The sequence below is a fragment of the Desulforapulum autotrophicum HRM2 genome (genome assembly GCF_000020365.1).
Lineage (GTDB): Bacteria > Desulfobacterota > Desulfobacteria > Desulfobacterales > Desulfobacteraceae > Desulforapulum > Desulforapulum autotrophicum.
In genome coordinates this window covers 3,903,848-3,917,574 of record NC_012108.1, presented here as the reverse complement: position 1 = coordinate 3,917,574, position 13,727 = coordinate 3,903,848, and the positions used below count along the sequence as shown (strand labels likewise).

Below are 13,727 nucleotides of genomic sequence, written 5' to 3'. Positions count from 1 at the left end.
GAGTTCTAAATATTCACACCTACGCTGTTTTTTTGTTTCTAATGATAGAAACAAAATGCGCCGAGTTTGACAGATTTAAAGAATTAATCAAGTTTTTTTTTAATCGTTCAAAGTTCCTGCCAGGTGTTTATCGCCCTGTCCAGGTCCTTATGAAGCTTGAGCATATGCAAAGAGGTCTTTTTCCACATGGGATAAATTCTGTTGTACAGATTTGCCATTTTTTTGTCCGGTTCAAAAATTTGCCGAATTCCAATGAATTGGTCCTGTCCCTGTCTGATGGACTCGATTCTGTCAATTCCTTTCATGGCCAGGATAAATGCCCCCTTGAGGCCGGTTTCAGGTTCATCCGTTCTTACCACGGGGATGTCGAGAACATCGGCTTTGATCTGGCACCAGGCATCGCTCTTTGATGCGCCGCCTGAAATGATCATTCCAGATGTTTCAAATTTTTTGCCGAAAATAATCTCAAGCAGGTAGCGATTTGCCATGGCCACCCCTTCCATGATGGAAAAGATAAGATCCTCGGCCTTGTGTTCCCGGTGCAGATTCCAGAACACGCCCTTTGCTGTATCTTCCCATAGGGGCGCCCGCTCACCCCTGAGGTAGGGAATAAAAAGGGGGGCATTTTTTTTCCTCAGTGCCGTTTCTACTCTTTTGGAAAGTTCTTCGACCAAACCGCTTTGCCCGGGGTTTAATATCTGGGAAAACCATTGCAGTGCATCTCCGCCCACCTGGCTGGGGCCACCGATCTGGTACAGATTTTTTCCCCAGGGCAGGGTGACAAGGCCCTGTCTCCAGATCCTTTCCCTGGTGATCAGACCGGTAACCTCGGAGGTTCCAGATACATTATAAATATAACCTTCAGATGCGCTGGTGCCCGTAACCGAGCACCAGGTGTCCATACCTCCGGCTACAACAGGCACATTTTCAAGAATATCCAGGGGGGCAGGTAATTTTTTACACCGGCCGATGACCTGCCATGGCCACCCCATTTCAGGAAACAGCCCGGGGTTGATTCCTGCCTTTTCCATCAATTCCCGGTCCGGCTTCATATCAGAGACCCTGAGTATTCTGGAAAGGGAAATTTTGTCTGAGAAAAATGCTTCTGTGAGCTTGAAATTGATATAGTCTTTAGGTTCCAGAATGACGGCGGTTTTATCGTATAATAACCTGAAATTATGTTTCAGCCACAGGACCCTGGACAGCGTGTGAAATTCATTCAGGGGGCTCCATGTTTTCTTGTCTCCGGCAATTTTGTTGAGAAAGGCCCCTTCTTTTAATGCCCGGCTGTCCGGCCACAAAATTGCCGGACAGACAGGCCTTGCGTCCTTGTCCAGAAATATCTGGCTCCGGGTCATTGCTGCCCCGCAGACGGCCCGAACATTGATTGTGGCCTTTGTCGTTTTTATGATTCTGGAAAATAGCTCAACAAAGCAAGTCCACCATGCTTCTGGATCTTGTTCATATCCGCCGTCTGCGGTCATTTCCATGGACATGGATTGTCGTTCCAGTTCCAGCAGCTTTCCATCCAGATCAAAAAGGGCTGCTTTCAGGCTACTGCCGCCGATATCAAATGTGAGTATGGTATCCAATGGGTTCCTTGTCCTGCGAAGACCTTATACAATCCATAAAAGCTGTTATTATATCCTGGCCAATATCCAAAACTTGTTCCCTGGCATGGAATAGTTGTTTTTTAAAGTTTTTCCTTTTGTTGATATCAAGGAAGATATCAAATTCCCCGGTACCCGATTTCAGGGGACAATAATGTTTTGCTTCTGACAAAGATGCCGTTGGCCCGTGCAATCTCTTTATCCTCGTCATTGTACATGACTGATTCGGCAATGAACTGGGTGCGATTGTGATTTACAACTTTGCCGATGGCGGTGACAATGCCTTCGGAAACAGGGCGGGTGATATAGGTGGTGAAACTGGTGGTCAGCACGAAAACATCCTCAACCAGTGAGTTGGCAGCGAAAAATGCAGCATTGTCCAACGCCAGGAAATACATGGCACCGTGCATTGCGCCGGCAGCATGGTGAAAGTCTTTGCGGACAGGTAAGGTGATCCGGGCCTCTCCCCTTGTAATGGAAACTCTGGCACCGTTCCACTGCATGAACGGTGCAGAATGCATCATGTTTTCTAATTTTGTAAAATGGTCAGCGGTTGACATGCCTTTTTTCCTTTGCTCTGCCCGTTTCGTTCATTGTCTATCTCCTCTAATGCTTGCATACTGCTTGTCAGCACGCTATAAAATAGGAAAAATTGTGTCAATAGATTTTAAGTTTTGAGAATTGAGGAGGTAAAATGCGTGCTCACTATTTGCAGCATGTCCCTTTTGAAGGTTTAGGAAGCATTGAAGCATGGCTTGAAAATGCGGGGTATGAAATAACTTGCACCCCATTTTATGCATCTGAAACTTTGCCCGGGGTAGAAGAAATAGATCTGCTTGTGGTCATGGGTGGGCCCATGAGTGTTAATGATGAAATAGATTATCCCTGGCTTGTTAATGAAAAAAAATTCATCAGAAGTGTTGTTGAGGCAGGTAAACCCACCCTGGGAATTTGTTTGGGTGCACAGCTTATAACCGCTGCAATGGGCGGCAGGGTATTTTTGAATCCGGTAAAGGAAATAGGGTGGTTTCCGGTCCAGGCCGTGGCGTCTTCAGACAATGCGGTTTTTAATTTTCCGGAACAAGCCATGGTGTTCCACTGGCATGGTGAAACATTCAGCCTGCCTCCAAAGGCCATTCAGATTGCAAAAAGTGCGGGATGCGAGAACCAGGCATTTCAGATTGGCAGACACGTGATCGGGCTTCAGTTCCACCTTGAAACCACCCCGGATTCTGCCCAGGCCATTGTTGCCCATTGCAGGGAGGAATTGGTTGCAGGGGAGTATATCCAGACAGAACAGGACCTTTTGTCTGCGCCACAAGAGCGGTATCAGGCAATAAACACCTTGATGGGCCAAATTCTTGAATATTTGCACAAGGGTGGATGACGCCAATTCAACGGATGGAAAGAATCACCTGGCCGGCAGTTTGAGAAAATAGGCCACCCCTGTTCCACAAAGGATCAGCCCGCCTGTCAGCTCCATGCCCAGGGGAAATTTTCCCATATCACCTAAAAACCCGATTAACGCAGGGAAAATACCGCCGCCGATGAAAAAGGCAAGGGGGATTGTCATGGAAACGGCAACGTTTCGGGTTTCAGGCGGTCCAATGGCAGACAGGGCCGCAAAACCGGGCGGAAAAAAACACACCGCCACCATGGGCTGCAGAAAGACAAACATGATCACCCAGTCCCCCGTTGCCATTCCCAGTGCCAGGGTCGTCACCCCGGTTAAAAAAAACACCCATATCATGGTCATCCTGGTGCCGAATCGATCCGATACAAACCCGCTTAAAAAGGCCATGCCCAAACTGGAGATTCGGGAAAGCCCGACGAGGGTGTTTGCCCAGCCCTGGTCAATGCCCCTTTCGACAACCAGATAAAGGGGCAGCATGGTATAAATGCCCATGGTGCTGCCGATGGCCAGACTGAATAAAAGCATCATGATCCAGAAACCCGGCTCCGCCCCAAGCCGTCTCATGGAATGCAGATCCGGGGACTGGCCCGCAAATCGCCCGCCGCGGCCCCAGTGTGCATAGGCAATACCCAGGCAGAGGGAACTTACTCCCAGAACCGCCAGGACACCGCGCCAGGAAAACCATATGGATATAATCTCGGCCAGTATGGGGGCCAGCATAAAACCGGAATTGGGTGCCAGTTCATGAATTGCAAGGGCCTTTCCCCAATGCTTTGAATCGATGATATGGGTAATTGAGGCAATACCCGACGGCAGGTAAAGGCCGGCGGCAAGCCCCAGAAGCGTCAAGGCCGGACGAATCGTCCACAGATTCTGGCTGACACTGATACAAAGCAGGGCCAGGCCCACGGCTTCGCAAGATAGAATAATGGTTTTCCGGTGGGTCAAACGGGAACTGACAAACCCGGAACCGGCCAGGGAAATAAAGTATCCAGCTGAAATAAAGAGGAAAAAAGAACCAGCAACACTGTGGCTGATCTGCATATCCTTTTCAATGGAAGGCAGTAATGGTGCCGGAATCACCCTGGCAATAAAATTCAAGAAAAAAATAGCCGCCAAAAAGACGATGGCGCCCAAATGGCGCCGGAACGGCTTTTGCTGGTCATCGGTGGGATAGATGTCGTTTTTCATTTCAGACTCAATTTATGTTTCTTCCTGTTGTGCCCATAGCACTTGTGACATTGTGATGAATCTTCGTTTCTACGGACTTTTACCGCTCCGGCCGGTGCTTTACCTATATTCGATGCTTTTTCCAGAATTGCTGGGTCGTTTTTTAACGATGATAATTCAGGTCACGACAAAGGTTAAGAATTAGGATAATTAAGTTTGAGTCGGAATTGCTGGTTTGTTCATGTTTTTATATTATAAAAAATATTCCGATAGAATGTCCAGAAATGATGCCTGCGGTTCATATGTTTGAATGGACAATTTTAGTTAAAGACTAAAAGATTAATTCAAGCTGCACGCATCATGTCCTTTTTTCCTGCGCAGAAATTTATTGCCGAAATAATTTGCAAATATCATCATCCTGAGAAGCTTATCAATATATCTTCGTAATTCTGACGAGACAACTGTTTCATATTCAGAGACAATATCTCCAGATGGATTTTTCCCCTTAACTAAAGTCCACTCCCTTGCATATTTCAAAATAAGCCATTCAGTATAATCAAAATCTTTTTGGTTAAGGGTATAGATGTTTGCAATCTCCCCTTTGCTTATTCCTTTTTTCCTGCCCACGGCAGTATGTGCGTCAATTCATCCGGAACAGTTGTTTGTTATTGAAACTGTAAGCAAAATTTTTTCCCGTAAAACAGAATCAATTGCCCTGAATGTTGAATGAACTGTCGGCAGTTTCAATGCTGATCCAAGTCGTATAAAAAAATCAGCAGGAGAGATAAAACTCACATTTTTTTGTTCTAATATCATATTTATTTCTTCCCCAAAAAATAACTTTATTGCACAAATATTTGCAAGTTTAAAACAATTTTTTTAAAACACTACATTTTTATATGTGTCCGGACCCTGGTCAACGTTTACAAGCCGGTTCTTATTTGTTTTTATCTTCTTAACAGATATTATCACGGGTCATATTACAATGAGATTCTTTATAGATGTCAACCAATTCAAAAAACAAAATTTTGGGAAATAGGGGACTTGGAAAAGATAAGGGACGCCGAGATGGGCAGAAATGAATTTTGTCCCTATCATACCTTCTCCTAAAATACTTGAAACTATATTGGGTATCCTTAACGATAATGAGATTCAACAACTTTAAAAATAGGATAATTAGTATTGAGTACATTTAATATGGCACCACTTCCTTAACGCTTAAGAAAATGATGTCACAATTATGAGGCGAAGAACGACCGGACCAGATTTATTACGTCCGAATTTTTTGTTGTAGAATTATTCCCTTCAGGCTATTCATAACTCCATTTATTATAAAATTGAAAGCATGTCTACCGAATACTTTAGCTCGTTGAATATATCCTCATTTCATTTGGCCCGGGGGAACAGTTATTTGGTTACCAGTGACTTCACGCTTGCTCTACAAGACTATGAAGTTGCTTTACGTCATTATAAAAGCTCTGAAAACCGGCAGGGGGAAGGGAGATGTTTAGGCAGTCTGGGGAATGCGTACTCTTCCCTCGGGCAGTATGGTAAGGCCATGAATTATTACATTCAGGCCATGAAAATTCTTGAGGAAATAAAATCACCTTATGCTGTTTGGACGCGGAAAAAAATTGCCGAATAGGAGGCTAAAAAAGACTGAAACCGTATACAATAAGTTGAATGTGGCATGGTGACAGGCCTGAAAGTTTCCATAACATCCGGTATCTGTGGTGAATATGGATTTTATTTTTCACTTTTTGAGATGAGATTTTTTTTAGTTTTTAATTGATTGGAGGTTTTTCCTTACTGAGATTGTATCAGGGTGATCCTTTGCCAAGCTCTTTTCAAAAACGGTTAATGATTTTTCGAAATACTTGATCGCCTTCTCATCTTTGCCAAGGGAGCTCCATGCCACGCCCAGATTGTTCCAGCGTATGGCCACCTTCGGATGCTCCGGCCCGTATGTTTTCAGGCTTGATGATAGGGCCTTCTCGAAATACTCGATCGCCTTCTCATACTTGCCCAGGGATTGCCATGCCAAGCCCAGATTGTTCCAGACGGTGGCCACATCCGGATGCTCCGGCCCGTATGTCTTCAAATCCGATGCCAGGGCCTTCTCAAAATATTCGATTGCCTTCTCATTCTTGCCCAGGGATTGCCATGCCGCGCCCAGATTGCTCCAGCGTACGGCCACATCTGGATGCTCCGGCCCGTATGTTTTCAGGCCCGATGCCAGGGCCTTCTCAAAATACTCGATCGCCTTCTCATACTTGCCCAGGGATTTCCATGCCGAGCCCAGATTGTTCCAGTAAACGGCCACATTTGGATGCTCCGGCCCGTATGTTTTCAGGTCTGATGCCAGGGCCTTTTCATAATACTCGATCGCCTTTTCATACTTGCCCAGGGATTTCCATGCCGAGCCCAGATTATTCCAGCTTATTGCCACTTGGGGATGATCAGGACCATAGGTTTCCAGATTCGATGCCAGGGACTTTTCATAATACGCTATGGCCTGGTCATACTGCCCCTTGGATTTCCATGCCAAGGCCAGATTGTTCCAGCGTATGGCCACCTTCGGATGCTCCGGCCCGTAGGTTTCCAGGTCCGATGATAGGGCTTTTTCGTAATACTCGATCGCCTTCTCATGTTGAGCCAATGTGTATAAAATGGATCCCAAACCGTTTAAGTATAGACTATTCTTCGGGTCAAATTTAACCGCTTGTTTAAAATAATGCTGTGCTTCCTTGTATTCCAATTTGAGTTCCTTGACAGAACCTAGTTTATAAGCACTTTCAGCAACTTTCTTTCTGTCCTCCTCAATTTTTTTAAGGTTGTTTTTAAAGGATTGTTCCAGGAGTTTTTCCGCACCGTCCAGATTTCCTGCCTTTAACTTCCCTTTCGCTTGTGCGATAAGTCGGTCGTCACTGGAACGAGTTTCTAATCTTTCCTCCAATTCCCGGTACTGTCTTTTCCAGTCGTCAATAATTTTATCCCGGTTTTCAAGGGCAACGTCTTTTTCGTCGAGTGTTTTCAGAAGACGGTCCAAGGCTTTTTGAGGTATCCCTTGATGGATAACATTACCATCCCCGGTAACTGTCGTATGACCGGATCCCGAGACAGTTACTGTGGTCTGATTAGGTGGTAAAGGGATATTATTATTTCTCCCCAACATAAATATACCGCCAATTACAGCTGCAAGAACAGCGGCTGTAATTGCACCTATAGCCCCGATTTTAGCAACTTTTACTGAATTGTCTTTTTTCTTCTTTACCATACAAACCTCACCGAGATGGGTTTAAGGATAGGGCTTATACAAAGATACATTAAAATGAATACATATTTAGCCATTTAAGCACAAGAAAAACAGGGAGTGTAAAGGGTATTGATAATTGTACCGGCGGTGAAGATGGTTGTTTTAACGTTTAAATATTAAAACAGTTTTTTAGTGGGAAGCTCTTAGAAAGTGGCATTTTGTGAGGGCGGATCCCTTGGTGGAAAGGATTTGACATAGATCCTTGGGAAAGAAAATCTCCGGCAATTCCTAAAAAAAACGCAATTACATTTAAGCATCTGTTAAAAAGGTATACCTTATTGACAGTCCATAAAACCCCGTTAAAAAGGTTGCTTTTTTAATTATTGACACTGTTTCTAAAAAGGTTTAAAAGTTTGTTGACAGTTAAACAGGAATTTTTACCGGGAAGGATGTCATGACGATTTTTACTTATTCCAGAGTCAGCACTTTAGACCAGAATACAAAGATGCAGGTGGAAGCTTTAAAGGTTGCTTACCCTGATGCAGTCCATCGCCAGGAAAAGAAGTCAGGTACAACGACCAGGGGCCGTGAAGTCCTGAACCTACTTTCGGATATGATCAACCAGGGCGATAAACTTGTGGTTTGGAAGCTGGACCGCTTGGCAAGGAACACCGGGGATCTATGCAAAATAGTTGATCACCTGGAAAGCAGGGGGGCTTCCCTTGAAATCCTGGATCAGAAGATCGACACCAGCACAGCCACCGGCAAGGCTTTTCTTCAAATGCTCGGAGTATTCGCAGAATTTGAAACCAATCTCAGAAAGGAACGCCAGCTTGCAGGCATTGCAGTAGCCAAGGCCAATGGCAAGCACCTGGGGAGAAGATCATCCCTCACAGGCGATCAAAAGCAAGAAATTCAGGTAAAGAATAAAGCCGGGATGAACCCCACCACATTATCCAAGGAATACGGAGTTAGTCGTGGGACCATCTACAACGTTTTAAAGGAGACTGCATATGGGAGTCGTTGCTTAATTTGAACGATCCCTTTATAGTGGACCCCGAAAAATGGACAATATGTTAAGATAAAATATAACAGCCCAGAAACCAGAAAGGGATTTATTTTGGAACGGAAAAACTACAGTAAACAATTAAAAAGCAGGGTCGCATATACAGCTATAAAAGGGAATCAAACAGTCAATAAAATAGCCCCTGAGTTCGGTATTCATACAGGTCTGGTAAATAGGGGTGTAATTGCACATTTAGGAAAAAAAAGTCATAGAAATTTTTGAAAATTTAATTTTTTCAAAGCCTTAAGAAAGAATTAAGGTTCCCGTTTTTGAGGCTATTTTAGCCCGAATTTTTGGGAATATAAAATTACTTCTAAATCATTTTATTTCAATGGGTTATCCGTTTTGCTATGACGGATTTTCTTATATGTGCAATTACACCCAAAGTCGATAAAAAACCGTGCATAATCCGTTGCCGTAATGCAAAATGCATAAAGCCAATCACATTGACAGGTTCAGGCAGTATGAATAATAATAAAATTGGGATACCAGAGTCAATATAATCGTGCAAAAACTCGATTTTCAGATTGATGCTCTTGAAAAAACAAGCTGCCACAGAACGGGCTGCTGCAAAAGCCAAAGGCAGAACAGGAGGAAGACCAAGAATAGATCCTGAAAAATTGAGCATGGATGTATACTTTATCAAAATTCAGAAAAAAGTGCAGCTAAAAACCTTGCATTTTGGGTTTGCCCCCGGTTTGGTATGGTCTCGAAGGAAATCCCTTCCGGCTTTTCTATTGCTAAAAAAGTTTTTTGTAGCCAATCTTGGGATTTTTAAGAGATTAATGCTTAGGAAACTACAACGTTGAGTTTGGAAGATTCCCGGAGTTTGATTCTGTAACCGTTTTTATTTTATACTGTTGCAATAGGCGGTAGAGTTGACTTCTTGAAAGGCCGGAACGCCTGCAGGATTTTTTTATATCGCCTTTAGCAGCGGACAATAATTCCTGCAGATAATCATATTTCATTTGTTCAATATACGCTTTGAATTTTAAATTTTTACCGGTTCTTTTAGTGTCTAAAAATAAATTTTTTTTTGTTGTATTTTCAGAATCTGGGGTGTTGAATTTGTTTTTAATATTAAACGCCCGGATATGATCGGGGAGATGATAGGGGAAAAGTGTGCTGTCGGAACCGGCATCACTGCAGGCCAAATTAATTGTAGTGATCAACTCCCTGACATTTCCCGGCCAATCGTACAGGCGAATTTCTTCTAAAAATTCCTGGGACATTGTGCATGAATTCTCAGACCCCGCTGTTTTTTGAGTCATCAGGCATTGAGCAATTTTCGCTGCATCATCTTCGCGATCCTTCAAACGAGGCAATTGAATATTCATCGAAAATATCCTAAAATAAAGATCTTCTCTAAATTTATTTTCTTTCACCATGTTTGACAAATCACGATGGGTTGCACAGATCAACCTGAAATCACTTTTAACTTCATTTTTTCCACCCACGGGTCTGAATTCTTTTCCCTGAAGTGCCCTGAGAAATTTTTTCTGAACAGTTAAGGGAAGTTCTCCGATTTCATCCAAGAAGAGTGTTCCTTTGTCCGCCATTTTCATTAATCCCGGCTTGTCAGAATCAGCTCCTGTGAATGCACCTTTTGTATGTCCAAAAAGTGTGCTTTCCACAAGATGTTCTGGTAATGCTGCACAATCTACAACGACAAACCCTGCACGGGATCTGTTGCTGTTGGTATGGATTGCCCTTGAGAAAAGCTCTTTACCGGTTCCTGTTTTCCCGGTTATCAATACGGGGATATCACTGTTTGCGGCCTTTGAAACGTCATCAAGGCACTTTGAAATCAGCCGGCTGTCGCCAATAATCCTGGCCCTTTTAATCTTCTTTTTCAGCTGGTTGAATTGTTTTTGTTTCCGATATTCCAATGCCCTGTCCAATGCGAATTTAAAATTTTTATTGGACTCTGTTTTGGGAATATAATCCCATGCTTTGGACCGCATGGCAAGCTCAGCGCCGTCAACATTTCCATCCGCAGTGATTATAATTATTTCCGGTGCAGCAGGGTGTTGTTTTATAATATCTATGGCTTCCAGGCCATTGCCATCCGGAAGATTTACATCTAAAAAGACAATATCTATATCGTCAGAAAATATATTTTCCAATCCTTCTTTCAAGGTTAGTTGATAAAAAGTTTGGTATTCTGTTTTGCTAAAAAGTTTGATCAGAAATTTACAGACCTGCTCGTTATCATCTATTATTAGCACTTTCGGCATTTTCTTTTTATCCATATGAAACTATTCTATTTTTGATCGATTCCTAAGTCTAATAAAACCTTAAATGGATCCCATGTCAAGATCGATTTCCCTTCTTTAGCTGCCTTTAAAATCAAAAATCCCTTTAAATGAGGGGATTATAGAGAAATTTCTTGGCATGTTCAATTCCAATGGAGTTATGGCTTTCCTGCAAAACCGGCATAAATAAACTGCTCAAGGTCAATTATCCTGCCAATGCCCATGACATCATGCATATATTTTTGAATGATATCAAAGTCCTCAACAACCGGGTAAAGATCGTCCATCTTTATAGCCATTGGCTGAGAAAAAACCCTCTGGAGAACTTCTGGTTTCAAACCAATCGTTCCATCGGGATCAAGAAAACGAACGCCAATGTTTGAAGCCCGTATTTTATCATATTCAATATATTTTCCGGTCTCCATCAGAAGGGATACAAATTCCTGAGCAGCATCAGGGAACTTATCAATAAAATCATTCTGCATGGCAACAATGCAGCAGGGATGATCTTTCCATCTTGAAGAGGAAATAAATTCAAGATTTCCTATCTTGGAAACCATGGCTTTGGTGGCGATGGGTTCTGCCACCATAAATCCTGCGACATCTTCATTCGCCTCCATGATTCCCGGCATTTTTATGGGGGGGACAACTTCAAATCTTACATTGATCGCCTCTTTTCCTGGAACCCCGGGTTTTAAACCGAGTTCCTTTAAAAACTGGTGGGCCAGCATATGATGCACAGACATTTTATGGGGAATATCGACAACCTTATACTTATAAAAACTCTGCAAAGAATCAAACCTCGGATCATAGTGTCTGCTTCGCACAAAGGTACTCCCGTTTTTATGGGCGAGGAGAACCATTTTTATGGGTGTGTCATAGGCAAACAGATCCATGGCAATGGGAGCCAGTACAAATGCGCAGTCGATCTGACCGTTCTCCAGCCCCTCCTGGATGGGATTCCATCCCGCCTTCTTATCCGTCTTAAGGTCAAAATATCTTGGCGTTACTTCCCCATTTTCAATTCTGTGTTTAAGCGCACCTAAAACCAGATGGTCTGTGATCTGTATGTGAGAGACTGTTAACTCAACCTTGTTATTAATCACCTTTCTATTTCTTGTTTTGGCAATTTTTTTTGTTTCAGGGGAAAACGCTTTTAATATTTCTGTCTTTATCTGTTCCGCATCAAAGGGTTTTGGCACATGACCATTTCCGCCTGCTTCCATAATGATTATCTGCTGACCTTTATCTGCCTGGGCTGTTGCCATGATAAAAGGAATTTTTTTGTAAGTTTCCTGGCTTCTTAACCATTGCAAAAATTCAAGGCCATCTTTTTTAGGCATATTCCAATCGCTTATCACAAGGTCAGGATTCTCTTCTTTTACTTTTTTGATGCCATCATCACCATTGACAGCCATTATAATATTTTCAAACCCCGCCTGTTTTAAAATCTGCTTGAACATAACGCGCATTGTTCCAGAGTCGTCTACAACAAGAATTTTAATATTTGGATCTACCACCATTACAACACCCCTGTATTTATTATGAAATATCGTGATTGTTAAATTAGTACCGCTCCCAATAACACCTCATTGGTAGGGGTACCAGTCCATGTCCCGGAGTCTGTCAACTTTTAAAATTGCGACCTCATTGGTTTTTGTATTGAAAATCACTTTTCTGCCTTTTTCCCCCCCAACATCCTGGGAAGTGATCGGTATCTGGTTTCTCATAAGAATTTTTCTGGCAATTTCAATATTTTCCCTGCCGATCTCGATATTGTTTTTTTCAGGGTGATATGCACCACCATATATTTGTGCTTCCAGAAATTTGGGTGATGATTCCTGGGTCAGCATCATTTTCAGCAAGACAATGGTCGCAATATTGCCGTACAAAGGAGTGGTTTTCCCCTTTGTGGCAATATAAGGAAAAATAAAATGGTTCATTCCACCGATCCTTTTCTTCCTGTCAAAAATACAAATTGAAACGCCCGAACCTATGACCGTGGATATGCTGACAGAATGGTCCGGCACGAAAATATATCCGGGTTCCAAAAAATAATGGGAGGTCAAAGCCTTTTTACCGGAATGATTATTTTGACCCATACACTCCTCGTTGGTCCGTTGATGAACGGAGATTTATCCGTTGGCGGCTCATTTTTTCTGATAACCGCTCGGTAAAATGGTTGTCAGGGAATGATCCAGTCCGTTGAGGCTTTCAGCTAACCCTACAAAAAAATAGCCGCCCGGTTTTAATGCCTGACAAAGATTGTCCACAACCCTTTGACGTGTCGGGGTATCAAAATAAATCATGACGTTTCTGCAAAAAATGATATCAAATGTATCAGCAGGGGTATCGGATAGCAGGTTGAACTTTGCAAATGTAACCAATTGCTGAACCGCCGGTTTTACCTTGACGTAACCTTTTTTTTTGTCTTTGCCCTTTTGAAAATAGGCATGCAGCATGGAGAGGGGAACATCTTTTACCCGCGCCTTTGGGTAAACAGCCCGCCGGCCAAGATTCAACATGGAATCAGAAACATCAGACGCAAAGATGCTGAATGAGAATGAATTGGCCAACAGTTGAATTGCTATGGAAAAAGCCTCTTCTCCGCTGGATGATGCTGCACTCCAGATTTTTAAAGTGTTTTTTTTATCCAGTATTTTGATTAAATATTCACAGTGTTTATTTTCCCTGAAAAAAAAAGTGTGATTGGTGGTGGTTGCATCGATAAATTCACTGAATTCACCCGGATCACTGGATATCAAATTAATATAATCATTAACAGATGTTATTTTAGTTATCCGCATTCTTTTGGCTATCCTTGCAACCAGAAGACTGTATTTTTTTTCATTAAGGACCACGCCTGATTCTTCATAAACAATTCTGGAAAGTTTTTTATGTTGTCCAGGACTAAGTTCGGTTTCGGTTACCATAAAAAATTTCCGTTCAATTATAA

General features: G+C 42.7%; 13 protein-coding genes. 3 read left to right on the top strand and 10 right to left on the bottom strand.

The genetic code is table 11. The features are described from left to right. Positions 1-107: 107 nt before the first annotated feature. Both HRM2_RS17085 and HRM2_RS17080 read right to left on the bottom strand, forming a co-directional pair. Positions 108-1,592, bottom strand: a complete 1,485-nt coding sequence (locus HRM2_RS17085; RefSeq protein ID WP_015905288.1) for a xylulokinase — start codon at positions 1,590-1,592, stop codon at positions 108-110. A gap of 137 nt (positions 1,593-1,729) precedes the next feature. Further along, on the bottom strand, positions 1,730-2,170 hold the full coding sequence (locus HRM2_RS17080) for a PaaI family thioesterase (protein ID WP_015905287.1): 441 nt from the start codon (positions 2,168-2,170) through the stop codon (positions 1,730-1,732). Positions 2,171-2,304: 134 nt separating this feature from the next. Here HRM2_RS17080 and HRM2_RS17075 point away from each other — a divergent pair, with 134 nt between their 5' ends. Further along, positions 2,305-2,997 (top strand): type 1 glutamine amidotransferase, encoded by a 693-nt coding sequence (locus tag HRM2_RS17075; RefSeq protein ID WP_015905286.1) that lies wholly within the window; start codon positions 2,305-2,307, stop codon positions 2,995-2,997. Between the two features lie 24 nt (positions 2,998-3,021). On the opposite strand, the gene HRM2_RS17070 is transcribed toward HRM2_RS17075, so the two are convergent. Together HRM2_RS17070 and HRM2_RS26680 are read right to left on the bottom strand one after the other, a co-directional pair. Continuing rightward, positions 3,022-4,215 (bottom strand): MFS transporter, encoded by a 1,194-nt coding sequence (locus tag HRM2_RS17070; RefSeq protein ID WP_015905285.1) that lies wholly within the window; start codon positions 4,213-4,215, stop codon positions 3,022-3,024. A 318-nt stretch (positions 4,216-4,533) separates the two neighbouring features. Next, positions 4,534-4,821 (bottom strand): hypothetical protein, encoded by a 288-nt coding sequence (locus HRM2_RS26680; protein ID WP_015905284.1) that lies wholly within the window; start codon positions 4,819-4,821, stop codon positions 4,534-4,536. Positions 4,822-5,539: 718 nt separating this feature from the next. Here HRM2_RS26680 and HRM2_RS17065 point away from each other — a divergent pair. Continuing rightward, the gene (locus HRM2_RS17065; RefSeq protein ID WP_015905283.1) at positions 5,540-5,839 is read left to right on the top strand and encodes a tetratricopeptide repeat protein; all 300 of its coding nucleotides are present in this window, start codon (positions 5,540-5,542) and stop codon (positions 5,837-5,839) included. Between the two features lie 132 nt (positions 5,840-5,971). On the opposite strand, the gene HRM2_RS17060 is transcribed toward HRM2_RS17065, so the two are convergent. Beyond that, positions 5,972-7,471 carry a tetratricopeptide repeat protein gene (locus HRM2_RS17060; protein ID WP_015905282.1) on the bottom strand — a complete coding sequence of 500 codons (1,500 nt, stop codon included), beginning with the start codon at positions 7,469-7,471 and terminating at the stop codon, positions 5,972-5,974. A 433-nt stretch (positions 7,472-7,904) separates the two neighbouring features. Here HRM2_RS17060 and HRM2_RS17055 point away from each other — a divergent pair, with 433 nt between their 5' ends. Then, entirely contained in the window at positions 7,905-8,486 is a 582-nt protein-coding gene (locus HRM2_RS17055; RefSeq protein WP_015905281.1) for a recombinase family protein, read from the top strand. 358 nt (positions 8,487-8,844) lie between these two features. On the opposite strand, the gene HRM2_RS27750 is transcribed toward HRM2_RS17055, so the two are convergent. The 5 genes from HRM2_RS27750 to HRM2_RS17025 form a co-directional block, all read right to left on the bottom strand. Next, on the bottom strand, positions 8,845-9,144 hold the full coding sequence (locus tag HRM2_RS27750) for a hypothetical protein (protein ID WP_015905279.1): 300 nt from the start codon (positions 9,142-9,144) through the stop codon (positions 8,845-8,847). 169 nt (positions 9,145-9,313) lie between these two features. After that, positions 9,314-10,768, bottom strand: a complete 1,455-nt coding sequence (locus HRM2_RS17040; protein ID WP_015905278.1) for a sigma-54-dependent transcriptional regulator — start codon at positions 10,766-10,768, stop codon at positions 9,314-9,316. A 161-nt stretch (positions 10,769-10,929) separates the two neighbouring features. Further along, complete coding sequence (locus tag HRM2_RS17035) at positions 10,930-12,294, bottom strand: ABC transporter substrate-binding protein (protein WP_015905277.1); 1,365 nt, start codon at positions 12,292-12,294, stop codon at positions 10,930-10,932. A gap of 66 nt (positions 12,295-12,360) precedes the next feature. Next, complete coding sequence (locus HRM2_RS17030; RefSeq protein WP_232364063.1) at positions 12,361-12,714, bottom strand: chemotaxis protein CheD; 354 nt, start codon at positions 12,712-12,714, stop codon at positions 12,361-12,363. 207 nt (positions 12,715-12,921) lie between these two features. After that, positions 12,922-13,704, bottom strand: coding sequence for a CheR family methyltransferase (locus tag HRM2_RS17025; protein ID WP_015905275.1), 783 nt, complete (start codon positions 13,702-13,704; stop codon positions 12,922-12,924). Positions 13,705-13,727 lie beyond the last annotated feature (23 nt).